Raw genomic sequence first — 23887 nt, 5'->3', positions numbered from 1 at the left:
GAGACGCTAGGTTGACCAGCATGCTTGCACGGCCAACGGCGGATCACAGATCGTTCTGCTTCAGCCCGCGGGGCATCGCCAGCAGCAGCAGCGAGCCGCAGAACAGGCAGAGTCCACCGATGACATAGAGCGCAGGCGTCGCGCTGCCGGTCATGTCCTTGATCGACCCGACCATCACGGGGCTGACAATGCCGCCCAGCTGGCCGATCGTATTGATCAGCGCGATGCCGCTGGCCGCGCCAGCGCCGGCCAGGATCTTTGGCGGCATTGTCCAGAAGGTCGGGATCGCCGCGACCACGCCGGCGCCGAGCACGGCGAGCGCGCCGACCAGCAGCGGTACGTTCCTGTCGAACATTCCCGCGGCGAAGAAGCCGATCGCCGCGGCAAAGATCAGCGCGGCCACGAACTTCGGACGCTCGCCGGTCGCATCGGACAATTGCCCGACGACAAGCATACTTATTGCGCCGCAGATATAAGGAACCGCGGTCAAGAAGCCGACAGTCGTCGAATTGCCGCCACCGGCGGTCTTGATCAGGTCGGGAGCCCAGAAGTTCAAGCCGTAGGACGCGACCTGGATCAGGAAGTAGATAAATCCCAGCAACAGCACGCCGGGCATCAATAGCGCGCGCCACTGCGAATGCTCGCCGATTTCGTCGCGCTGGCGATCCAGCTGTGTGGAGATGACGCCGCGTTCCTGGGCACTGAGCCATTTGGCCTGCGAGATATCGTCGTCGAGGCGAAGCAGCACGACGAACCCCAGCGCCGCGCAAGGCAGGCCGCCCGCCAGGAACAGCCACTGCCAGCCGGCGATGCCGTGCACGCCGTGCAGATGGCTCAGGATCAGACCAGAGACCGGCGCGCCGATGATTCCGGAGAAGGCGGTCGCGAGAAAGAACACGGATGTCATGCGTCCGCGGTGCGACTTCGGAAACCAGAGAGTGAGATAATAGAGAATGCCGGGCGCGAAGCCGGCCTCCATCGCGCCGATCAGGAAGCGCAGGCCGTAGAACTGCCACTCGGTCCTCACAAACACCATGGCGGCGGTCGCAAGCCCCCACGAGATCATGATGCGGGCGATCCAGCGCCGCGCGCCGAACCGATACAGCAGCATGTTGCTCGGCACCTCCAGCAGCACGTAGCCGACCACGAACAGGCTGGCGCCGAAGCCATAGGCCGTATTGCTCAAACCCAGATCGGCCTGCAGCGCCGCCTTGGCGAAGCTGATGTTGACGCGGTCGAAGAAGGCGAAGAAATAGCAGACGATGATCAGCGGCATCAGCCGCCATGCGATCTTGCTGATGACCTTCTGTTCGGTAACCGTCGAGCCGACATCCTCGATGAGCGGCGCCGTGATCGTCATGATGTTTCCTTCCCTGTGTGTTCTGTTTTTCTTCGGCGGATCGCCGACCGCTATCCGGAATTCTGCAAGGCCGTTGGAATGGGATGCAGGTCCTGCGCTCGCCCGGCCTTGGCGACCTGGCCGGGCACGTCGTGGCCGACCAGGTCGGGAAGCCGGCGCGACAGTGCGATCAGCGCCTGCAGATCGAGACCGGTCGAGAGCCCGATCTCATGGAACAGGTTGACGAGATCCTCGGTGCAGACATTGCCGGTGGCGCCGGGCGCGAACGGACAACCGCCCAATCCTCCGAGCGCCGTGTCGAAACGACGCGCACCCGTGTCGTAGGCGGCGAGCACGTTAACCAGGCCCAGCCCACGGGTATTGTGGAAGTGCAGCGTCAGCCTGTCTCGGGACGTCAGCGAGAGCACGTCGGCAAGGAGCGCCGAAACCTGGCGGGGATTGGCCATTCCCGTCGTGTCGGCGAGCGTAATGCCGTCGACGCCGAACGAGAGATAGCGTCCGGCGATCTTGAGCACCTTCTCGAGCGGCTGTGCGCCCTCGAACGGACACCCGAAGGCGGTCGCGATGGTCGCATTGACCTTGATGCCGGCGGGGCGGGCCGACGCGACGATCTCGGCGAGCGCCGCGAGCGAGCGCTCGTGGCTCATGTTGACGTTAGCGCGATTGTGGGTCTCGCTCGCCGACATGACGAAATTGACCTCGTCGACGCGCGCCCGCAACGCGCTGGCGAGGCCCTTGAGGTTCGGCACCAGAGCAGAATAGACCGTGCCTGGACGACGCTGGATGCGCTTGAACACCACGTCCGCGTCCCACAGCGAGGGCACGACCTTCGGTGAAACGAAGGAGGAGACCTCGATACGCCGCAGGCCGGCGGCAGCGAGCGCGTCGACCAGATCGACCTTGTCGTCGGTCTCGACCCATTGTGGTTCGATTTGCAGGCCGTCGCGCAGGGCGACCTCCTGGATTACGATGTCGGGTACTGCCCGCGTCATTGGACGGCTCCGATCTTCCGAAGCCGGCGTACCTCCTGCTCGCCGAGACCAAGGCCACCGAGCACCTCGTCGGTGTGTTGGCCGAGCGTCGGGCCCGGCCAGTTCACGGCACCCGGCGTTTCCGAGAGCTTCGGCGTGATGCCGGGCATCTTGACCGCGACATTGCCGGGCAACTCGGTCGGCAGGATCATTTCGCGGGCCAGATAATGCGGATCGGCGACGATATCGGCGACCGAATAGATCCGTCCCGCCGGAACGTCGGCGGCGTCGAGGGCAGTCAGGATCTCATCGAGCGGCCTCTTCCTGGTCCACGCGCTGATCGCATCGTCGATCGCGTCGTTGCGACGGACGCGCCCGTCGTTGCTCGCGAGCGCGGGATCCCGGGCGAGGTCCGGCCGTCCGATCACGCCCATCAGACGTCCGAAAATCGCATCGCTGTTGCCGGCGATGACGACATGGCTGCCGTCCGCGCTCGGATAGGTGTTGGAGGGGCTGATGCCGGGCAACGCGCCGCCGGTTCTGGTCCGGACGTGGCCCATCAGATCGTATTCCGGCACGAGGCTTTCCATCAGATTGAAGACGCTTTCGTAGAGCGAGACGTCGACGACCTGGCCACGGCCCTGCCCGCTCTTCACACGCAAGAGAGACATCAGCGCACCGATCACGCCGTGCAACGAAGCCAGACTGTCGCCGATGCTGATGCCGACGCGAGCTGGAGGGTTATCCGGATCGCCGGTCGTGAACCGCAAGCCGCCCATGGCCTCGCCGATGGCACCGAAGCCGGAGCGATCGCGATAAGGGCCAGTCTGGCCGAAGCCGGAGATGCGGACCAACGTCAGGTTCGGATTGCGGGCCGACAGCACGTCCCACCCGAGCCCGAGCTTTTCGAGGCCGCCGGGCTTGAAGTTCTCGATGACGACGTCGGCGCACGCGGCCAAATCCAGGGCGAGCATCCGCCCTTCCGCCGACTTCAGGTCGATCGCGACCGACTTCTTGTTGCGGGACTGCAGGTACCACCAGAGCGACGTACCCTGATGGAGCTTGCGCCACTTTCGCAGCGGATCGCCACTTCCGGGTTGTTCGATCTTGATCACTTCCGCGCCGAACTCGGCGAACAAGCGCGCCGCAAAAGGCGCAGCAATCAACGTGCCGAATTCGACAACGCGAATGCCATTCAACGGTCCACCCAATGTCGGCGCTCCTCGAATTTGTCTTTCGTTAAGGAGTTGCCGAGATAGGGGCTGGAGTCTAATCGCCTTTCAAGACAAGGCGTTCGTGGATCGAGAACGACCGCATCAACTGCTTCGCCGAAATCGCACTTCGGCGGATATTTCTAGTGCGATCGCTGCGACATCGGACGCCGGAGATGTTCGAGCATCAATCGGCTGATCGGGGACATCCCCGCCTGATCGCGAGCCACAAGCGTCAATTCACGGTTCGCCCATTCGTCGCGAAGCCGGATTGCTCGCAATTTCATACCTCCGCTTAGCACCTCGAACGCACGGTCGGGCATCAATCCGACGCCCATGCCGGCTTGCACCATGCGGCATACGGCATCGAAACCGGGGACGTGAACACGAAGCCGTAACGACTTTCCAAGCTGCTGCGCAGCGATCTGCGAACGCAGGTAGATCGAGCTAGTTGCGAAAAGGCCAACGTGATCGTAGTCGAGCGTGTCGCTGAAGGATATCTCGCAGCACGCCGCGAGCGGATGACGCTGCGGCACCACGATCACCAGCCGGTCGTTGCGGTAGGCGTGGCGGGTCAGTCCACGCGTTCCGACGTCCGCGGAGCAAATGCCGAGTTCGGCCGCGCCCTCCTCGATTCCCCGCACGACCTCCGCACTTGGACGCTCCTGAAGATCCAGGCGGACGAGACTATGCGTGCGAAAGAAACCGGGCAGGTCGTCGGGCAGGAACTCGACGATCGACGACAGGTTGGCAAGCATCCGCACATGGCCTCGCACGCCCTGCGCGAAATCAGTCATGTCGACCGCGATCTTCTCGACGTTCAGCAAAGTCACTCGCGCATGGTGCAGCAGAGACTCGCCCGCCGACGTCAACGCCATTCCCGACGGCTGACGATCGAACAAGGCGACTTGGAACAGTTCCTCAAGATCGTGAAGGCGTTTGCTGACGGCGGATGGCGCGATCGCTTCGCGTTGCGAGGCGCGAGTGAGATTGCCTTCTTCGCATACGGCAACGAAGAGTTGCAGCGTCGTGAGGTCGATCCGACGGGCCAGATGAGCCGTCGATCTCGTTAGTTTCGAGTTCATATTTCCTGCCGCATTTTTCATGGCAGCGGAAGATTAGCATTTCGAAAACAGCGACAATTATCAAAACTGGCGGCGTGAAATCACGGAATTGGTCGTTTTTACCAACACGCCGGCGGCGTCCGACGATTCTTCCCAATGAAACCTCGAGCAGCCGGTCGAAGGGCGGCCAACCGGCCGCCCTCTCCTACGCGCTGAAGACCAAGCGCGATTAATTGGTCACCCGTCCATTGCGGACCGACGTCGCCGCCGTCTGCTTCCGCCGAGGCGTCAGGACACTCAGCTGATGCGGAGACGGCGTATTGGTCGTGACCTCCGACTGCCCTTGGACACGCGCCGCTCCCAGCACGCCAACCTGTACCGGCGAGATCGGCAACCCATCTGCTTCATAGGTCGGCAACTCGACCGCGGAGCTCGCAGTCGCAGCGCCAATTGAGATCGCAGCAGCGGCTGCGACGACTAGCGATATCTTCTTCACGGAAATTCTCCTGGGTAATATCTCCAGAACCGGAGATATGCACCCGTGTCCTACCGTCAATAAGATGATGTCTATCATATTAAACATCATCGTGATCGGCCCTAACGCGACCGCCATGACAGTCGTCAAAGCCTTGCTTGAGTTTTCATTTCACGACTACGCACGCGACTGGAGGCCCGTGCTTAAATTCCGCACGAAAATAGAATGATATTCCCGAGCGACGCCCCCCGCGTCGCATCGACGGCAATGCATTCCGCTCATGCCCGCATATCGCTTCGCTCATGCGGGCAGCCCGCCGCTCGCGAGATAGGAAAGCGAAAGGGCGGATTACCCGCCCTTCTGTCTCCTGCGCATAAGATGCGCGCTGATGCCCTACGAAGACCGCACTACCATCCGCGATTCACGTTGCGCACCTCGGCCGTTCGGGAGTCGACATAGACCTCCATCCAGCGGCCGACGCCGTCGCGGCCTTCGATCTCCCATTCATCACCGAGGAACTGGGTGTGGGACACCGTCACGACGCCGAGATCGGTCGCCACATCGAGCGCGGCCTGCATCGAAATCTGGTCGCCGGAATCGTAAGCCATGGCGGGTGTCGCTGCACCGAGCGCCAAGGCGGTGACGATTGGAAGAATCACTTTTCGCATGGTCCCACTCCTGTCGAACTGTCTACGTCGCATAGAACGAGCGGAATTGGCATCAGTTCCGACACGGCGCATCACGAACAAGCAAGAAACTTCGGCAGCTGAGGCGATTTGGTGACGGTTCCCGCCGCAATCACCATTGGCGAAAGCTCGTGTTGTTACCCCACGGCTTCACGATGCGACTGCCAGCTTGTCCTTGCTGACCGCATCGAATTGAAGCCACGCCGGAACCATTGTCATCAATTTTCGGTCTCCCTCAATTTGAAGGGCGGCCCCCACTAAATCGCGCCATCTTGTCTGGGTTAGAAGAAGGGCTATCCAGTCACGAATGTTGCCCCGAAGCGTGAGATCGACGGCAAATCCGGGATCCCTGGCGCATACGTCGGCACCAGAACGCTCAAGCAAAAGCCACATGACTTTTAGCTTTGTGCGGCTCGCCGGCACGCCCAGGAATTCGAAACGCAGGACGATCCTTTGTGTCGGTAGCGCGCTCAGCTTCACCCGCTTGCGCAATGCCCACATCAGCAAGCCCGGATCAAGATCAGATGGTTCGATCCGGTCGCACGTGTGGGAGAGACCCCACCGACCGAGCGCATCGACCGCCGGGCGAAAGCCTTCGCCGGCTTCGCTAAGCCAATACTCGTAACCTGCTCCCTCGACACGAATTCGTCGTTCAACGACGCCCTGCTTCTCCAATTGCCGCAGCCGCGCGACCAGAACGGCCCGCGATATCAGCGGAACGCCGCGATGAATGTCGTTGAAGGAATGCGCACCGGACATCAATTCGCGCAGGATGAGCGGCGTCCAGCGCGTGGCGAAGACTTCGGACGCCTTTGCAATCGGGCAGAATTGACCATAACCGGCTGGCATTCACGCGACCTAATCACGGAGGATCTCGAATTCCAGTCTGAAAAACGGACTTGATGGCGTAGCTGCTTCGACCGAAGTCTGCGGCGACGCCACCAACGCGCCAGTCTCGGACACTGCGTTTGTGAGCGCCCGATCGTCACAGCGTTAAAAGGTTTATCTGCAATGACAAACTACGTTCTGATTCATGGCGCCTGGCATGGTGGCTGGTGCTGGTCACGAATTCGTGGCCAGCTAACGGCCAAGGGACACGGGGTCTTTACTCCGACCCTGACCGGCCTCGGAGATCGCTCACACCTGTTGAGCCGTGAAGTTGGCTTCGAGACCCACATTGCGGATGTCGCCAATCTGTTGATCTGGGAAGATCTGCGGGACGTGGTCCTGGTTGGCCACTCCTATGGGGGAGCCATCGCACGACACGTCGCAGACCGCTTGCCCGATCGAATTGGCTCGCTCATCTACCTTGACGCCTTCGTGCCCGAAAACGGCAAGTCGGTCGCCAGCTATCTGGCCGATTCTGGCAAGAGCCTGCATGTTCTGGCCGTCCTTCATGGCCAAGGTTGGAAGGTGCCCCCGCTCCCGGCAGCAGCTATGGGGCTTAGTGGGGCGGACGCTGATTGGGTTGACCGGCGGTGCACAATGCATCCGCATGTCACCAATGAGACGCCCGCCCGGCTCAGCGGTGCTTGCGATAGCGTCGCAGATATTGGGTATATTCTCACGCGCGGGTGGGATGGTCTTGGTGGTCTTTTCGTTCAATTTGCAACGCTGGCCAAGCGGCGCGGCTGGTGGTGTGAAGAGCTCAATTGTAGCCACGATGCGATGATCGACATGCCAAACGAACTCGCCAAACTTCTGCTCCAGCGGGCGTCCTGATCGGGCGAGCTTGTCGGTCAGCAGCTCCGCCCACGTTGCAAGATGAGTGGCGAGCGCACATGCCGACGACGCCGAAGTCGGTGGATATCGTACCTTGACCATGACATGCGCGACGGCCACGTGGCATCCAGCGGAGGAACGACTTCCATCCACCAGGACGGCAAGAGTTTCCGTCAATGGCAACAGCGAGACGTCTTATGGTCGGCAGTCACAGGTCGCAGAATGATGGTCGTATTGTTCACAATGCATCTCGGCGTCGTAGCGCTGAGGTTGCGACTCCTGCGAGTGCCGTTGGCGCTGGAAAAATTATCTTTAGGCTTCGCTCGCATTGGCAACGCGAACGAGAGATCAGGACGGCGGTGATGGCCCTTGCGAGATTCGACGATAAAACTCTGCGATATCTGGGAATATCAAGCCGATCCGAAATTGAGCGCGTCGTAAGGTACTGCCGTGATTGCTAAGCTCCATTCAAACTCGCGTCAGAAACCCTCGGTTCGGACGAACCTCCCGCAGATACGCTCTTTGAATTGGTTCGCGACACTTCCGCAGATTTGCTTAGGGAGCAACAAGCGCAGCCCTGAGCGCCGCGCACGGATGCGCCGGAGCGGAGTCCTTTATGGGCGCAAGCCGGACGTTCTGACCGCACCCCTCCTCCACAGCCGAAACCCGCCCTCGAATGCATTGGCGTTCTTGCCGAACCGGACCATGCGCGGCGGGCTGTCGACCTTGTCGGCGTTTCCACCGCCCAACACGATGTAATCAGGCTGCAGCGCGGCGAACAGCCGCTTCACGACGTCGTCGACGGCCTGTCGCCATCTCTTCTTTCCAAGGCGCTTGAGACCTGCCGCTCCGACGTAGTCCTCGAAGGTCTTGCTCTTGACGTATGGCAGGTGACCGAGCTCCATCGGCTGGGGAACGCCATCGACGACCATCGCGGATCCGAGGCCCGTTCCCAGTCCGAGGAACAGCATCCGGCCGCCCTGGTAGCTGCCGATCGCCTGCATCAGCGCATCGTTGACGACCTTCGTCGGGCGGCCGAACGCCTCTTGGAAGTCGAAGCCTGCCCACCCGCGACCGAGATTATGAGGCTCCGCCAAGGGCCGGTTGCGGACGACAGGCCCCGGATATCCGACCGAGATGACATCGTAGGTCCAGTCTTTCGTCAGCGCCTTGACTTTCCTCACCATCACTCTGGCGGAAAGATCAGGACCCGAGACAAACTCGCGCTTGGTTCGCCCCTTGTCGGTCATCACCTTAACGTGCGTTCCGCCGACATCGATCACCAGGACGGTTCGTCGCGCTGCTCGTCTCGCCAGTTCCTTCGCCATGAATCCGTGTCTCTCTTGAGCGGCAATTGTCGCTCAAGAACGTAGCATGCGTCCCCTGGATCAGCCAAAGGGCCGCGCAAACGCGCACTCAATCGCAAGCCTGGCGATGTCTGGGGCAGCTACCGAACCAATCCCGCACGCATGCGGATATCGCGTCGCTCATGCATGCTACTCGCTGACCCCAGATCTCGTCGATGACGAGATCGAGGATGCAGATGGCGGCAACCTCGTCTCGCGCTTCGTCAGGCATCCGCCGCCGCGCATCTCGTGCGCGGCGGCGGCCTTGTGGGGCGCTGGAGTGCCGAGCTTAGCAGATCATCGGATTATCGCCCTGGTCACAAACGCCGCCGGGCTCGTTGTGGGGCGACATTTCGGATTGAGCGGATGGAGCTGAAGCGGGGGCACGGCTGAAAATCCAGTGGCCAGCGTGGGAACCACTCGCATGTTCGCTCCGTGCGGTGAGTCGTTCAGCCGCGAAGCTCTCTTGGCCCACAACGGAAATTGTGAGCATGGCAATCGCCATCAATCCCGCCGACAGGTATCTAATTTGTGTCATCGAACTTCTCCTTTTTTGATTCAGTCAGCCCAAGGACGTTTGCCTCCCCTGCTGAATGCACGAGTTCTGTGCTGGTATGACTAACCTCATGGCATTCTATTCCGTCACCACCAAGGCTAGCGGATGCCGATCCAACTCTTGTGATGTCATGTGAAAGTAACCCTGGTCGAAACCATCCATTGATCGGCTGGCCTGCCGGCAATGGCACTGAGGACTCAACGACCCAACCGACAGGTTACACTTCGTTAATAGGTCAGCATATCATCGGATTGTCGCCCTCGTCGCAGACTCCGCCGGGCTCATTCCGGGACGACGTGACGGACGCCGTGGGCATGCGGACATGGTTGTAAGCCCTGCGGCCGGTGAGGAAGGTGCCAACGCTGTCCTGCCGTGCGACGTGCCGCTCGGTTACGAAATTTTCATGAGCCACGGCTGATGTCGTGAACATCGCAATCGCGATCAATCCCGCCGACACGAATTTGATTGTAGTCATGAGAGCTTCTCCTTTTTGGATTCAGCACGCTCAGGGACATTTGCCTGCTTTGCCGAATGCACCAGGTCGTGCACTGGTATGACCGATCGAACGGCGATTTAATTCCGACGCCGCAGAGCTTCTGGCTCCCAATCCAGCTTTCGTGATGTGTCGTGATATCGTCTCGATCGAGACGAACAGTTGATGGTGGGGTTGTCGATGATGGGTAGGCGGTCGCACCCGAGCCACCCCCTCTCATTCCTGAGGAGCGCCGGAACAAGCGCAGGGCCGATTAGCCGAAGGCGTAATCCGCGCTCTCTGGTCTGCCGGGTACCATTCGCTAACCCGCCTTCTAGCTATCCCTTGATGGCCGCATGCTTCGAGACGGCGCAATGCTTCGCCTCGCCATGAGCGCCTAGTGACTAAGCTAGCAAGCGAATGGCGGCGATTCAGCAAATCATCGCGTTGTCGCCCTGATCACACACGCCGCCTGGCTCGTTCCGAGGCGATGAGTCGGACGCTGCTGGAATGCGGGGATGGCTGTAAATCCAGCGGCCAACGTGGTGCTGCGCATTTTCCTTCCGTACGGCGTGTCGCTCGGCCGTGAGATGCTCACGAGCCATGGCGGACGTGGTGAGCATCGCGATTCCGATCAATCCCGCCGACAAGAATTTCATCGTAGTCATGGAGCTTCTCCTTTGGGTTCGGTACGCTAAGCAGCCATCGCCCGTTCCGCCGGGATCATATCCAGAGCGATCTTCTCAACGGTGGCGGCTCTGTCCCGCATCCGGGCCCCGTTGGGCAAATCCCGGTAGTAGTCCAACCGGCGATCTGAAATTTCCTTAATGATATCTTTCGGAGCCATCGCTCTGGTTGCCGCGATCGTCGCGTCGCCGATCGAGCCGTCGGGAGCGGCGCCGACAACCTGCTGCAACATCTTGGCCGACCGCGCAGGTCCGTCGCTGACGCCGAAATCAAAGACAGCGAGGTCGACGCCCTCGGGAAGATCGTCACACCGCAAGACGTTCCAGAAGCGCGTCCGGTAGATTTCGCAAGCTTCATCGCGCCCGAGGTTGCGCACATCCTCAGCCGCAAGTTTCTGATCCTGCCGCCAATCTCGCAAGGTAGCGATCGTAATTCCGAATTGAGCGACTGCGTTCAGGTCCCCTGTATCGCCGGAAAACCTTCCCTGGTTTGCCAGCACGACGTCAATGCTCCGTCGAAAATTGGACGACTTAGGTCCCTTCGCCGGCGCTGTTGCGATTGCTGTCTTGACCGTGGATTGCAGCACCTCAGCTTGTTTGACCTGCGCCTGCAGGAGGGTGCTTTGCAACGCTTCGGTTTGCCTCGCCTGGGTCTCGATCGCTGCACTGGTCGAAGCATCCTTTGCCCGTGAGCCCTGCGATGACCCCAACCAGAAGCTGACAACGGTGGCAAATGCCGCGGCCAAAGCTCCCACCGTGATGTTGACGATCTGGGCCACCTGATCGCCCGGCGCAATGCCGCGGGTGAGCAGCACGATCAATATCCCGAAGAAGCCGAGCGTAACGACCAGCGACACCATTGGCGCTCCCCAGGCCATCGGACTGTTGGCGAGCGCCAGGGCGCTGAAGGTAGAGCGCGCACTCTTCGTGTCCTCGATCTGGACACGAAATTGCTCCAGCTGCGCTTCGCGCTTTTTTGCGTCCTGTTCATATTGCTCCTTGAGGACCGCAATCTGTGCCTGCTGCCGTCTTGCCTCCTGCTCGTTTTGCTCCTTGATCAATGCAAGCTGTGCTTCCTGCCGTTTTTCGTCCTGAGCGGCCGCAATTTCAGCCAACCTGACCTGCAATTCGGAAAACGCTGCCGGATCGGCGTTGAGCTTCTCCCTCGCCTTCTCTGGATCTGTCGTGTGGGCGATCTGTGCGACCGCCTGGCTGACGGCGCCCGCGACACCACCAGCTTTGTCTCCGACGACAACCTTTAGAATTTCGGGCAAAACTCCAACCGCAAGCGCAATCAACGGATTCATGGTTGCAACTCCCGTGGCAAGGTTAGGAAATAGATTTGTAAAATCGGGCAGACGAGGTTTGAGCAATGGTTCGGTCGGCCTGGCGTTTCCAGGCGACCCCGGAACTACGAACTGCTTCAAGAGCTCGCGCTGCTTGACGAGTTCGACCGGCTTCAAAATTCTCGGGGCATCCGCAACGGTGATCGTTGCTTCCCGCTCCAACAGGTCCCGTGTTTTCTCATCGAGGTCGCCGGTGACCACCAGTCCATGCCGGCGCTGGAATCGCTTCACGGCCTCCTCGGTGATCGAGCTGAAAATGCCGTCTTGCTCCTGTTCGGAAAAGCCAAGGAGTTTTTGCCAGCGGCGCACATTGCGACTCGCGTCGGCTAGCACGGGCGGTCGTTGTGCCGGCGGCGGAGCCACGGCCAGTGCTTCGGCCAGTACGTCCGATTCCGGCAGGACCGCGGTAGCAAACACGTACTTCTGGTTCGCCTGGTAGCGCGGATCAGATTTCACGAGGGCCATGAACTCGCGATGGCCGTCCTTGCTTTGACCAACCAAACAGCCGGCGCTTGCCTTGTCCACCTCGGCCAGATCGAAGCCCCAATGCTGGTTGATCCCGAATATTCCAGTCTGGCACCTGTCGCCCGTCCGCAGGCCGTCCTTGTTCAGGTCACGGCAGACCGTCACCAGTCCGCCGGTCTGCACGAGAGCTTCGTGGCCCGAAGGCTTGTCGGCGTGGTGCATTCCGACCTGCCAACTCGAGTACTGGCCGAATGCGATACGCGCGGCGCCGAGAGGACTCAACGGGTTCTCCGTCCAGTACCGCCCCGGCTCGGTCGTTGCCGCCCACTTGCCGACGATCTTCGGGAGGCCGCCTTCGAACCGGATCAGCAGGCGCAAGTCGTTCCACTTGTTGGCCTCGTCGTTGTTGGGTGTGCCATCCGGATTCATCCCCTCGACGTAAACAATATTGAGTTGGCCTGGACCGCGGTCGACCTGATAACCCTTGCGTTCCATGGCGGCGACGACGAGATTGGCGAGATCCGATGCAACTGGTGGAGGCGTCGTCCTTGGAGCAGACGCGGTCCCTTGGGACACGATCGTCCGCCCCGCCACCGTGCCGATGCCCGGATCAAGTTGCTGCAGGCTCTTGAGTACTGCCATCGTCCCAATCTGCGGGTCCATGGTGTTCTCGTCGAACTTGTGGTCGGCAATGTATTTGCCCCGCTGCTGCACGCTGGTGCCGCCCCAAAGATAAGGGCTCACCATGTTGCGCTCGTCGCGATAACCGAACCCATTGAATTTCTCGGAGACGTAAGCCAGGAATTCGACCGGGCATTCGCTCCATTCGCGACGGTCTTTCAGACCTTCGACTTCGAAAGCATCGATCGCGGCTGCGCCAAAACTCGTGAATGGCCCGCGCCCCTCGGGCACGAGGCAGGTCTTACGACCGGTCCCTATGATTTTTTCGCCGTTGTGCAAAACACAAAGCCAACGGCCAACATCGCCCTCGCCGGCCTCACGCAGATGCAAGACGCCGATCACCCACCAGGGCGCTCCGACCGTCTTGCCGACGTCCTCGTAGGTCGCACGGTGGCTGTTGATCAACTGGGCCTGTCGCCTTGCTTCGGCCGACTTGGTAACAGTAGCCCCATCCCACAGTCGCCGGTAGTCGGCACGCAAGCTGTCAAACGTGTGCTTGCCCATCTGTTTTGACTCCCGCCAGTGCTGGCTACTGCCGTGGTTGCGTGATGCTGCGCCACTTCCGTCATTCAGGCTCTACCCCTGCGACGTATCCGGCTCGTCATCCTTGGCCGGAAGGATCGGCTCGAGGATATTGAACAGCACGTAGTTCCAGAAACGACCGAGAGTCGTGGTCGGGACGACGCGGGAAAACCGCGAATGCTCAGGCGCGAGGCAGAGCGGAGTCAATGCGGCGCCGTATTGCAGTGCTTTGCCCGCCAGCAGCCGGCCTTCCTTGTCGACCACTTCCTGATTGCCATGCGACTCGACGGCGCGCTTCATGATGTCCTTGACGTCGTTGACCGTTTCATTCGAACTGGTCCCCAACTTGTTTTGCACATCGCGATCCAGCTTGAATTCAGCGGTGGCTGATAAAATGCTGGTCACCTGACACACATATCCGCCGGCACGCATGTACTGCACTGCCACCTGATTGCACTGCGGTTGGTCCATCAGCTTGCCGAAGATCTGCGAGTTGACGCCGAGCGGAAGCTCATCGACGCGGACGTCCGTGAGTGAATAGTTCACCTTGACGACGTAGTCGTTGCTGGCGCTGCCTTTGAAGATCCATCCGATGTCAATGCTGATGCCGGTCGCGAGCTGCCCCTTGCGTTCGAGCCGCTGCTGTAGCTCCACGCTGGGGGACGAAAGCAGGGCCTCTCCGATATCCGCCTTGCTGGCAACGCATATTGGAGTGAAACGCTTCGCGTCAGGATCGATGTAGTAGAGCGACCCGACGGTCATCAGCGTGGTCGGCGGATTCTTCGGGATAAATCCATATTCCCGCAACGTGTCGCCGAGCTGATCGTTGCTCGGCGTTTGCAGGGAATGCGCCGCGATGGGCGCTCCCACGACGATTGCGGCTATCGTAACCATGGTCCTGATACGCATGACGGCCTCCTCTCGGGGCGCACGTCTACATAGTTTTACCGGGGACAGCAGGCGCCGCCGCACGGGCGGTAACCCGCGGGGCAGGCCGATGCCGACGTCGCGACACACGTCGTCGCCAGGACAAATACGAGGATTCTTAAAATGATGATTGCACGCATGGTCTCCTCCCGATCAATGCAACCAGGGCTCGAATTCTTGCACTCAACCATCGGTATCATGATTGAGTTCCTCCACCCCATGCGTGAAGCAGTTCACATTCTGCCCGCGACAATTTATCCCGGAGACGGCCGTCAGGACGGGCGCTTGCGTGCATTCAAATAGCAAGAGAGGCCAGGATGAGTGGAGCGATATCGGGAGCCGGTCGGAGTATTACCCGAGGCGTCGCGGAGCCTGTCATTGGGCGCGTTCGCGCGACCCGTCGGCTCGCGTAAAGTCAGCGACCAGTCCCCTCACCCACCGCCCTCCGGCTTGATCCCAGCGGCCCTCATGATCGGCAGCAACCTCGTCTCCTCGCTGTCACGATAGGCGGCGAGTTGCTGCGGCGTTGTCGGCCAGGCGGAGGCGCCGAGGTCGGCGTAGCGCTTTTCTACCCAAGGGTCTTTCAAGGCCTTCACGGTCAGCGCGTTGATCTGCGTGACGAGGTCGCTCGCTATGTTCGCAGGGCCGACGAGGCCGGCCCACGAACTAAGCTCGTAGCCGGGTAACAATTCGGCCATAGCGGGCACGTCGGGAAGCTCCGCTAGCCGCGTCTTCGAGGTCACCGCGACCGGTCTGATCGCGCCTGCGCGTACGCTCGGCAGCGAGCCCGGCAAATTGTCGAACAGCAGATCGACATTGCCGCCGAGCAGGTCGTTCAGTGCCGGAGCGCCACCCTTATAGGGGACATGCCTCACGTGGACGCCCGCCATGCTGTTCATCATCTCGCCTGAGAGGTGCAGCGTCGTGCCGAAGCCCGCCGACGCATAGGTATACTTTCCCGGGTCCTTCCGGAACGCCGCGAGCAATTCCTTCAAGTCCGCGGAGAACAGATCCTTCCTCGCGGTAAGAATGTTCGGCAATTGCCACATGCCGGAGATGAATGTGAAATCCTCGCGCGGGCGATACGGAAGCTTTGCGTAGGAGCCGATCGCAAGCACGTTGCTCGCGATCCCGCCGAGTCCGACCGTGTAGCCGTCGGGCGGCGCCTTCGCGATCGCATCCGCGCCCAAGACGCCGCCGGCGCCAGCCTTGTTCTCGACCACAAAGGATTGGCCCGAGAGCTCGCTCATCCTCTGACAGATCACGCGGGAGAGCGTATCGGTGGCGCCACCGGCCGGAAAGCCGTTGACATAGCGCACCGAACGTCCCGGCCATGCGTCTCCGGCGCGTCCGGTACTTGAGGCCAACCAGGGCGCAGCAACGAAAGAGCCGACGGTCGCGAGCGCGTGACGGCGGTTCACAGGCGACGTCATCACTGTCCTCCCCTCAAGGCGTGTGCGTTGCGTCGACAGCTTGGCGCTGCTCTTCTGGCCCACTCTACGACCGGCGATCGATGGCGGAAACCCGCCTTTCACGTTGAGAAGCCCGCGACGATGTCGCAGGAAGGCGTGGGACGCAATCGGGTGAAAGACGGACCCACTGCGGAAAATGGACGCGGATCACGCGAAGTTTCCGCCCCACAACTCACTGCGCGGAGGCCGCTCACTAGAGTTTTTCGTCATCAATATAGCTCACGTCGCCGAGATCCAATTCTCTCCCGCTCACCGTCTTGTATTTTCCATTGACGACGAGCTGCTTCACGCTCCAATGCAGAAGCAGCGGCCCCCCCGGGTCATTTCGGCGGTAGGCCTCGGGGTGCCGATTGCCGTTCTTTGGGAGAAAGCTTGGCTTCGGCCAGCCAAGCGGAACCGACAAGTCCTCCTGCAAATGCACCGAAGGATGTCGAGAGCGCAAAGGTGAATTCTCAAGTTCAGGGAATGGCAAGAAAGTAGCCAGTGGATCAAACAGCTGGTACCAACCCTCCATTTTGTGACGCTTGAAGAAGCACTCGCAAGCTGAGCGGCCCTCCATTGCGCTGCGCATCGTTTCCGACAATTTGTCCTCGTCAAACTTTGCTCCTGCGCGCCTCGCTTCGCCGACCATCCATCGGAGCGAGTACCACGAGAGCCCGCTCTCTTTCTCGGGATGTCCACCTCCGATGTCCGCGTGGTCTCCCGCAAACCACACCTCCCTCACGTTCTGGTTCTCAGGAGGGCCCGCTTCGACGCAATCGCGAAGTCCGCCCCAGCTGGTGAAGATGAAAAATCGGCGACGCTCATCGAGCGCAATCGCATGACGAACCGTGTGGACCGAAGGGTTATGTCGCATATGCGGAAAGCTCTTTGGTCTCAGGACGCCGAACGACTTGACCGTGTCCCACACGCCGAGGAAACGGATGCATACGGAGCCGTCAAAGGAGAAGGTTTTGCGAAACTCCTCAATGACGGCACGGGCCTGACAACGCTCGTCCTTATCCGAAATGAGCGTTAGGTGTCTTCCATACAGTTCGAGCGCGTAAGGCACTAGGCTAATAGCGTCAGGTCGAAGTACCCCTATGCGGTGCAGGAGCCCGCCAATGAGGCGGACGGTCAGGGCACCACGGCTGAAACCCACAAGGTAGATACGATCGCCGGGTCTATACCACTTGACGATAAAGCCATACGCGTCAGCAACGTTTTCGAGCGTTCCATAGCCGAACGCTAATCCCGCCATGCGCGTGAGCCACCGCGACAGAAACCATAGCGCGGCTTTCGCCGGCATGGTGCCTACGCCTGGATGGTAGTAGGCGACCTGCTCGTCCGGGATACTGCGATCCAATGCCCGGAAGAACCGAACGACATTCGTGCGAGAAACGTCGAGCTTGTTCCCCGTTCCGTCGCAGCACACAACGATGTTTCTCGATTGGTCACTCGTCACGTTGCGCTCCTCCTTCCCGGGGGTGACTTTGCCGGCGCTCACGCGAAAGGCGGGACCGATTTCCAGGTGACCGCGATTGCTTCAGTCGCCCCACCGCCTACAGGCCAAAGAGCCCGCCCGGACGTGGATTGCATTTCGGGGACGCAGCACTTCCGCACGTCGACAGCTCATGATTGAACGTTACAGCAATTTCTCGTGCGCCCGAAAGTGGCACGATCGCCGCACTTGGCCCTTCCGGGACGGGTCCGGCCAGATACGACGGCTACCGCAGCGTCGAGCGCGGGGGTATGTCTCAGTTCGAAATTTTTGGGACGTAGCCTTGCCGGAAGTGCTCAACGGCACCATCAATTTGAACCCAGTCATGTTTCGACTGCTCAAAAACTGATATGACGGGCGCTCGGTATTTTGGGTCGGCCATCGCGCCGACAGCAACGCCGATCAGCGCGGGCAGATTGGTGACCTTCCAGTAGACTGTTGAGCCGCACTGCGGACAAAAATAGTTATGCATTTTCCCCCCGCTTGCGGCGTCGTGCGTGAACTCTTTTGAGGTTCCTGAGATGGTGACGACCTCAGCGGGGTAATAAGCGCCCACACCGAACGGCGCGCCGGTTCGGCGTTGGCAGTCGATGCAGTGGCACGCAACGACTATCTTGGATGGTTCTTCTGGAAGCGAGAGTGTGAGTGCACCGCAGTTGCATTTGGCGTCGCGCATCGGAGAAGCCCCCCTTCCTTCTGAGATTGCGGACCTTAGCGCCGAAACGCTCGTGAAAAATATCAATCACGTTCCGACAGGCATACGGCAGGCATGAGGCCGCAGGAGGCCGCAGGAGGCCGTACAGCGCGTCGTGAGCGCAGCCGGTCTCCCCGGGAGGAGCACGAAGGAAACCGTGAAACCATCGCGCAGAGACGTGTTGGCAACAAAAGACTAGATAATTCAACGCGATGAGGCTGATTTTTCTTCGTTCATGTCCCGATCGGATTTTGATTGGCTACGGTAGGACATATTGACGCCGGTGTACCTCTGTGGCGAGCTTAGCATCGCCGTCGCGGGCCGCGCGTCCGCGGCATCATCAGGCGTGCAGCGATGGAGGCGAACGATGCGAGCTTCTCTACACGTCGCCGGCGTGGCACTCACCTTGACATTCGCGGCCTTTTCGCTCTCCGCGACCGCCGCCGCCGAACCCAAAGACGAAGTCGCGGCGGCAGCCGCAGCGTGGGCGCAGGCATTAGGTGAGGATGATCCCGAGAAGGTGCTTCCACTCTATTCCAGCGACGCGGTTCTTTGGGGGACCATATCCCCGAAGCTCCGGTCCGATCCGACGGCGTTGCGGGACTATTTCGTAGGCGCCTTCAAGGCTCTTCCCGGTCTGAAAGTAACGTTCGGCGATCACCTAATCCGCGTGTACGGCAACACCGCAGTTAACACCGGCTACTACACCTTTTCATATGTCCAGAACGGAGAGAGCAAAGTCTTCCCGGCGCGCTACAGCTTCACCTACGTTAAGAACGGCGACCGCTGGATGATCGTCGATCATCATTCTTCGGCAATGCCATCTCCGCCGAAGTAGGTGTCGGTCGAGCCTGCCGTTGAGGTCGTGTGGACCGTCGCATGTCGAAGTTGATTTCTTCAACGCCGACTCGCCCGCGGCACCCGAGAGCGCACGCCGCAGCCCAGACCGCGCAGGCACTGGATCGTTAATACCGCGTCTGCGGGCGCACGAAGCATTGGATGCCGTGGCCGAACACATACACGTATGCCTGACCTGAAGGCGAATACTCTTCTACGATTTTCTCCGACGGCACTTTCACCCATTTGTATTCGCCCGGGGTGCCGTCCGGTTTATCCGATTCAATCCACACGTACCACTCAGGCTCCGGATACCTGGCGCCTTCGGGCACGACCATCTTGTATTCGACTTTTACGGCATCCTTGTCTGTACAGCACGCTCTGGATTTCTTGTCGTAACGCTCGTCAGGCCGGTTGTCCGGTCGCTGAAGATTGTCGAGAAACTTCCGATCGATCTCCGGTACGGCATTCGTATGTTCATGAGCAAAAGCCAACGGTAAAAATAGCAAATAAAACAGCAAGCCAAATATGCCCTTCATTATGGGCCTCCATATCTTCGATTTAGTACCCTCCTGCTTTTCGAAAGGGGATTCCGACAGCTTGAATCCCTATGGCCAAAATATCGTACTCTCGACGCGGCGAGAATATCCGTTTTGCTATAAAGCACGGCTACAGTAGAGGCGAAGGACGCATACCTAACCGCAGAGAATCACGTACCGCGAAATGCGCAGCTTCGGTGCCCGCGACGTTCTGATCTGTTGCCGCGATGTCAGTTGCAGCCACCACGTCGAAACCAACGCTGACGGCCGGGCGAACCCATGTTAGGCTCTCCGGTATCGGACCGATCGGCGTCCCATGAAGTCGGCTGGAAAAGTACAGGATTGCAACGCAGCGCCCATTGCGGTGGGCGTCACGGTGCAATTGCGCACCACCAAGGGAGGGAGTGGAAATGAAACGTTCAGTTTTATTGGCATTGTGCATCCCGTTTGTGTTTTCGGTTCCAGCATCAGCTGATGATATGAAGCAGGAAGTCAGCAAGATCGCTTCCGCCTATATGGATTGCTACACCAAGCAGGACCCGGCCTGCGTCGCCGCGCTCTACACCAAGGACGGTATTTTTATCAATCCGGCCGGGAAGCATGATGTCGCGACCGCTTATGCCGGTACTTTCAAAGCAGGTTTTAATAAGCTCGATGCCACGGTCGATGAGGTGTGGCAGGTCGATGATGATACCCCGGCCGCGATGGGCAAATTTCACATCACCGGCAAGAACGACAAGGGCGATGCGCTGGATGCATCGGGTACCTGGACCGCTGTCTATGTCAAAGTAGACGGCAAATGGAAGGCCCGAATGCTGACAGCAGCTCCAATTCCACCCAAGAAAGACTGATCGTTAAAGCGAAGCGCCCATCACACGGGAGGTGGGCGCTTCTGACCAAACTCAGATGAAGGTGGACGTCACGGACTTCAAATCGAATGTCCGGAAAGGGGTCAATAAGCGACAAGCGTGAAATTGGTACCAATGTCCGCACCGGCCGCGATGGCGATCATCCCATCTGTGAAGTCTCAGGCGCGGCTTATCAATCATGCCGCGTGACTCCGGTTCACTTCACTTAGACCCATTTAGCTTGATGGTTGCGCTACGCGGTGGAGCGTGAGCACGCAGGCGATTAACCGATCGACCAGGCTCATGACAGGCGGTGTGCCGAACCCGTTCGGCGGCGCCGAAACGCAAAACCTCGGATGCTTCGCGCCGCGAGGTCGCGGAGGCATGGAGTGATTGCCGGGCGGGATTGCCGACCACACCTTACCCGCCATTCTCTCTCGCGGGTTGGTGAGCTACGCTACGCAAGCGCTAACCCACCCTGGGAGCTGACGGGAAGGATCAACCATGAACGGGCATCGATATTACGGGGTTCGCCTTGAGGGCGCGAAATACGGCGTCGGCTTCGGCTCGGCGCTTGCGATCGCAATCTCCTACACCAACAACCACTCGATACTTTGGGCAATCATCCACGGCATCCTGGGCTGGCTCTATGTGATCTATGCCGCCTTGTTCGGCTGAGCCCCACGCATGAATGTGATCTCCATTCAGTCGCAGGTCGCCTTCGGCCATGTCGGCAACAGCGCGGCCACCTTTCCCATTCAGATTCATGGGATCGACGTCATAGCGGTGCCGACCACGCTCCTGAGCAACCGGCCGGGTTATCCGACTATCCGCGGAGAAGTGCTTGATGCGAAGCTCGTCGCCGATCTGCTGCGCGGCGTCGAGGAGCGCGGCGCAGTCGAGACCTGCAACATGATCCTGTCGGGCTATCTCGGTTCGGCCGAGATCGCCTCTGTCGTCGCTGATTTCGTGGGGCGCGCCAAGGAAAAAAACCAGGCACTGCGTTATTGCTGCGATCCTGTGCTAGGGGATCGCGACCGCGGCCTGTTCGTCCGCGCCGACATCCCGGCGCTGGTGCGCGACCTGCTCTGCCCACTTGCCGATGTCATCACCCCCAATCATTTCGAGTTCGAGTTTCTTTGTGGCGCGAAGACCAGGACAGCGGGTCAGATGACCGCAGCGGCGCGGGCTCTCATGGCGCGCGGGCCGTCGACCATCGTCGTTACCAGTGCCGAGCTTGCCGATGTACCTGAGGGCGCGATCGAAACGCTCGCCGTCGAACGCGCAGAAGCCTGGCGCGTGCGCACGCCGAGGCTACCGATCAGCCCGTCCGGCACCGGCGACCTGTTCGCCGCGCTTCTCGTGGCCGGGCGCGTCCGCGGGCTCGATACGCCGGCCGCGCTTGCTCACGCTGCATCGGTCACCTTTGCCGTGCTGGAATGCACGGCGCTCCGCGGCACCGAGGAAATGCGCATCGTCGAGAGCGCGGAGGCTCTGGTTCGTCCCGATCGGAAATTCGAAAGCATCGCGATCAGTACCTGAGCATGCACGACAGACCTGCGGCGCATTTCGGGTGCGTCATCACGGCGACGTGATTCGAATCGTACACAATCCCCGTAACTTTCCGATCGTGGATCGCCCGGATTCTCCGCGCGCCTTACCGCTGTTAAGTCTCTGGCATCCGAGACTCGCTCGCCGCAGGAATCAGGCCGATGACAGAAGTCTATTTCCACTGTTCCGACGATCACCACGTACTCCTCGACCAATCCGGCGGCGCCGCAATGGATCTCGGCGAGGCGCGCGAGCATGCCGAACGCCTGATCCGCTCTTATCTCATGGCGCCCGGCGGGGAAGACTGGCGAAGCTGGGTCCTGCATGTCACCGACGACCTCGGCGACGAGCTCTTCGATGTGCCGTTCGCCTCCGTGCTCAGCCTGCACTGAGGGGCAACGATGCGGTCAATGCAATCATCGGTGACGCTGCTGCGCCGCCGCCTCGGCGCAATCATCGCGCGTTGCCACGCGCTGCTCGGAAACTTCGTGCGTCCGTATCGGCCCGAACTGCACTACATGCGCGGGCCTGGCCCGAAGTGGCACGCAAGGCAGCACCTCGGCCGAGCCGATTAGTGGCGGGGAATCGGCCGCTCACACAGGTGCAGTGGCGTCAGCTGGCGAGCGTTAACGAGAAAAGGCCGGCGGGCGTTACGCCACCGGCCTTCTCCTGCAACTGCCGGCTCACGAGGTCCGGTTCCACTGCAATTCCGCTTAGGCCAAGCCTGTCGCTACATGTTTAATAAAATCCTAACAAGACAAGGGTGAACTGCATCACATCTACATCGGGAGATTGAGGGAAGAATGGGAGGCGCGTCGCCCGCTCCGGAAAAATACGGGGCCGCGGCGCGTGACTCATCACGTTGCATGTTTGCGCGTCACGCAGGATCTGATGCCAACAATTTCTTATCGACCGCTCAGCCAATATGCGTTGTGCGTCTTTTGTACGTCTTAGGGAACCGTCGACTCAGTGTTAGCATGTCGTGCAAACCGAAACGGGGGAACTTCGGAATGCCCTATTACAATTTCGATCTCGTCGTCGGAAGCGAGTTCAGGAACCAGGGAACCATCATCCTCGAGGACCTGCACCTCGCCTCTGATCGCGCCGATCAGCTCGCCAACGAGCTGTTGCAGGTGAAGCCCGAGCTGAAAGCAAAGGGCTGCGCCGTTCGTGTCACCGATGTTGATCAGAGGGAGCTCTATCGGACACCGCTCGATCCGATGCCGAGCTGGCGCAAGCGCGTTTAGCGCCGGATTAAGCACTCGAGTGCTGCACCGCCTTAGCGGGGTGGCTCGATCGTGCCGCATACCGCCGTCTCGAAGGCCTCGCCCGGGAGGGTTGTCCTGCGCGGATGCTGTTCGGTATCGTCAGCTCTGATGCGGCCCGCGCATTATCTTCATGGCGTCCTCGACGTGGCGCCATTCCCTGGCTTCTTCGGTCTCGCCCTTGCGTTCGCAAGCCAACGCGTTCTGTGCGGCCTGTGCGATAGCCTGCAGGCCGTGCTTCTCCAGCATCTGGCGCGCGATGGTGTGGATTTGCGTCTCGGATATCATGGCGCTCTCCTCGACTTCCGACCGTCGCAGGACCCGCGAATGTCCCGCGGCCTGATATCAAACCGCCGAACACGACCTATGGTTCCACACCCGACGCCCGCGCTGCCCGGCGCGAAACGGTCTCTCCGCTTCGCCCATGGCCTCGTCACGCCGCCAGCAATTTGTCGAATTCCGTGGGCTGGTACGATCTGCCGTCCTTGTCGGTGATGACCACCTGCCATCCCTCGCTCGCCCAGATTTTCGCCTTGGCGACTATGATGAATGAACTCGCCCGTTCGACTCTGACCGTCTCATTCTCGCGTTCTGCGATCATCATGTAGGTCATGCTTCATCCCCTCCCTGACGCTCCGGGCCCGGTGGTGCCAGCGCCTTGGGGCTGCAATTCGCCGGGAGCGTGACAATTTGGTGGATGCGCGGGCGATG

25 protein-coding genes and 1 pseudogene are annotated in these 23887 nt (G+C 60.3%); 8 read left to right on the top strand and 18 right to left on the bottom strand.

The genetic code is table 11. The annotated features are described in order from the left end of the window. Positions 1–43: 43 nt before the first annotated feature. From JQ553_RS06920 to JQ553_RS06890, 8 genes and pseudogenes are all read right to left on the bottom strand, one after another. Positions 44–1360, bottom strand: a complete 1317-nt coding sequence (locus JQ553_RS06920) for an MFS transporter (protein ID WP_212499154.1) — start codon at positions 1358–1360, stop codon at positions 44–46. 50 nt (positions 1361–1410) lie between these two features. Further along, positions 1411–2352 carry a hydroxymethylglutaryl-CoA lyase gene (locus tag JQ553_RS06915; protein ID WP_212499153.1) on the bottom strand — a complete coding sequence of 314 codons (942 nt, stop codon included), beginning with the start codon at positions 2350–2352 and terminating at the stop codon, positions 1411–1413. After that, entirely contained in the window at positions 2349–3542 is a 1194-nt protein-coding gene (locus JQ553_RS06910) for a CaiB/BaiF CoA-transferase family protein (protein WP_212499152.1), read from the bottom strand. The genes JQ553_RS06915 and JQ553_RS06910 overlap by 4 nt, the downstream gene beginning before the upstream one ends. Before the next feature lie 143 nt (positions 3543–3685). After that, entirely contained in the window at positions 3686–4339 is a 654-nt protein-coding gene (locus JQ553_RS06905) for a LysR substrate-binding domain-containing protein (RefSeq protein ID WP_312015111.1), read from the bottom strand. Between the two features lie 117 nt (positions 4340–4456). Then, positions 4457–4627, bottom strand: a pseudogene (locus JQ553_RS35055) (LysR family transcriptional regulator); the annotation flags it as partial. A 208-nt stretch (positions 4628–4835) separates the two neighbouring features. Next, complete coding sequence (locus JQ553_RS06900) at positions 4836–5102, bottom strand: hypothetical protein (RefSeq protein WP_312015094.1); 267 nt, start codon at positions 5100–5102, stop codon at positions 4836–4838. A gap of 386 nt (positions 5103–5488) precedes the next feature. Next, on the bottom strand, positions 5489–5749 hold the full coding sequence (locus JQ553_RS06895) for a PepSY domain-containing protein (protein WP_212499150.1): 261 nt from the start codon (positions 5747–5749) through the stop codon (positions 5489–5491). Positions 5750–5917: 168 nt separating this feature from the next. Continuing rightward, positions 5918–6616, bottom strand: a complete 699-nt coding sequence (locus tag JQ553_RS06890) for a helix-turn-helix domain-containing protein (protein ID WP_212499149.1) — start codon at positions 6614–6616, stop codon at positions 5918–5920. Between the two features lie 162 nt (positions 6617–6778). Between JQ553_RS06890 and JQ553_RS06885 the strand changes: the two genes are divergently transcribed. Further along, positions 6779–7489, top strand: a complete 711-nt coding sequence (locus tag JQ553_RS06885) for an alpha/beta hydrolase family protein (protein ID WP_212499148.1) — start codon at positions 6779–6781, stop codon at positions 7487–7489. 614 nt (positions 7490–8103) lie between these two features. Here the strand turns inward: JQ553_RS06885 and JQ553_RS06875 are convergent. The 7 genes from JQ553_RS06875 to JQ553_RS06845 all read right to left on the bottom strand — a co-directional run bounded on the left by JQ553_RS06875 (position 8104) and on the right by JQ553_RS06845 (position 18118). Beyond that, positions 8104–8817: an ROK family protein gene (locus JQ553_RS06875; protein ID WP_212499146.1), complete on the bottom strand. Its 714-nt coding sequence runs from the start codon at positions 8815–8817 to the stop codon at positions 8104–8106. 809 nt (positions 8818–9626) lie between these two features. Next, a complete protein-coding gene (locus tag JQ553_RS06870) occupies positions 9627–9866 on the bottom strand; it encodes a hypothetical protein (protein WP_212499145.1) in 240 nt (79 codons plus the stop codon). A 691-nt stretch (positions 9867–10557) separates the two neighbouring features. Beyond that, on the bottom strand, positions 10558–13545 hold the full coding sequence (locus JQ553_RS06865; protein ID WP_212499144.1) for a glycosyl hydrolase 108 family protein: 2988 nt from the start codon (positions 13543–13545) through the stop codon (positions 10558–10560). A 72-nt stretch (positions 13546–13617) separates the two neighbouring features. Next, positions 13618–14472: a hypothetical protein gene (locus tag JQ553_RS06860; protein ID WP_212499143.1), complete on the bottom strand. Its 855-nt coding sequence runs from the start codon at positions 14470–14472 to the stop codon at positions 13618–13620. A gap of 449 nt (positions 14473–14921) precedes the next feature. Beyond that, the gene (locus tag JQ553_RS06855) at positions 14922–15923 is read right to left on the bottom strand and encodes a tripartite tricarboxylate transporter substrate binding protein (protein WP_212499142.1); all 1002 of its coding nucleotides are present in this window, start codon (positions 15921–15923) and stop codon (positions 14922–14924) included. Between the two features lie 232 nt (positions 15924–16155). Beyond that, complete coding sequence (locus tag JQ553_RS06850; RefSeq protein ID WP_212499141.1) at positions 16156–17406, bottom strand: DUF2235 domain-containing protein; 1251 nt, start codon at positions 17404–17406, stop codon at positions 16156–16158. Positions 17407–17698: 292 nt separating this feature from the next. Then, the gene (locus tag JQ553_RS06845; RefSeq protein WP_212499140.1) at positions 17699–18118 is read right to left on the bottom strand and encodes a GFA family protein; all 420 of its coding nucleotides are present in this window, start codon (positions 18116–18118) and stop codon (positions 17699–17701) included. Between the two features lie 424 nt (positions 18119–18542). Here JQ553_RS06845 and JQ553_RS06840 point away from each other — a divergent pair, with 424 nt between their 5' ends. Then, on the top strand, positions 18543–18974 hold the full coding sequence (locus JQ553_RS06840) for an SgcJ/EcaC family oxidoreductase (protein WP_212499139.1): 432 nt from the start codon (positions 18543–18545) through the stop codon (positions 18972–18974). A 127-nt stretch (positions 18975–19101) separates the two neighbouring features. On the opposite strand, the gene JQ553_RS06835 is transcribed toward JQ553_RS06840, so the two are convergent. Continuing rightward, positions 19102–19512, bottom strand: a complete 411-nt coding sequence (locus JQ553_RS06835) for a hypothetical protein (protein ID WP_212499138.1) — start codon at positions 19510–19512, stop codon at positions 19102–19104. A 410-nt stretch (positions 19513–19922) separates the two neighbouring features. Here JQ553_RS06835 and JQ553_RS06830 point away from each other — a divergent pair, with 410 nt between their 5' ends. The 6 genes from JQ553_RS06830 (at position 19923) to JQ553_RS06805 (ending at position 23158) form a co-directional block, all read left to right on the top strand. Next, complete coding sequence (locus JQ553_RS06830; RefSeq protein ID WP_212499137.1) at positions 19923–20363, top strand: nuclear transport factor 2 family protein; 441 nt, start codon at positions 19923–19925, stop codon at positions 20361–20363. 501 nt (positions 20364–20864) lie between these two features. Continuing rightward, positions 20865–21038, top strand: a complete 174-nt coding sequence (locus tag JQ553_RS06825; protein ID WP_212499136.1) for a hypothetical protein — start codon at positions 20865–20867, stop codon at positions 21036–21038. A gap of 9 nt (positions 21039–21047) precedes the next feature. Continuing rightward, complete coding sequence (gene pdxY, locus JQ553_RS06820; protein ID WP_212499135.1) at positions 21048–21902, top strand: pyridoxal kinase PdxY; 855 nt, start codon at positions 21048–21050, stop codon at positions 21900–21902. Positions 21903–22072: 170 nt separating this feature from the next. Further along, positions 22073–22303, top strand: coding sequence for a DUF6894 family protein (locus JQ553_RS06815; RefSeq protein ID WP_212499134.1), 231 nt, complete (start codon positions 22073–22075; stop codon positions 22301–22303). 18 nt (positions 22304–22321) lie between these two features. Continuing rightward, complete coding sequence (locus JQ553_RS06810) at positions 22322–22486, top strand: hypothetical protein (protein ID WP_212499735.1); 165 nt, start codon at positions 22322–22324, stop codon at positions 22484–22486. 435 nt (positions 22487–22921) lie between these two features. Continuing rightward, the gene (locus tag JQ553_RS06805) at positions 22922–23158 is read left to right on the top strand and encodes a DUF6894 family protein (RefSeq protein WP_212499133.1); all 237 of its coding nucleotides are present in this window, start codon (positions 22922–22924) and stop codon (positions 23156–23158) included. A gap of 120 nt (positions 23159–23278) precedes the next feature. On the opposite strand, the gene JQ553_RS06800 is transcribed toward JQ553_RS06805, so the two are convergent. Both JQ553_RS06800 and JQ553_RS06795 read right to left on the bottom strand, forming a co-directional pair. Continuing rightward, positions 23279–23464 carry a hypothetical protein gene (locus JQ553_RS06800; protein ID WP_212499132.1) on the bottom strand — a complete coding sequence of 62 codons (186 nt, stop codon included), beginning with the start codon at positions 23462–23464 and terminating at the stop codon, positions 23279–23281. A gap of 145 nt (positions 23465–23609) precedes the next feature. Continuing rightward, complete coding sequence (locus tag JQ553_RS06795) at positions 23610–23789, bottom strand: hypothetical protein (protein WP_212499131.1); 180 nt, start codon at positions 23787–23789, stop codon at positions 23610–23612. Between the last annotated feature and the right edge of the window lie 98 nt (positions 23790–23887).

The sequence above is a fragment of the Bradyrhizobium lablabi genome (assembly GCF_018131005.1).
Taxonomy (GTDB): domain Bacteria; phylum Pseudomonadota; class Alphaproteobacteria; order Rhizobiales; family Xanthobacteraceae; genus Bradyrhizobium; species Bradyrhizobium lablabi_D.
The sequence above is the reverse complement of the archived record's forward strand: the minus strand, read 5'-3'. Positions and strand labels throughout refer to the sequence as shown.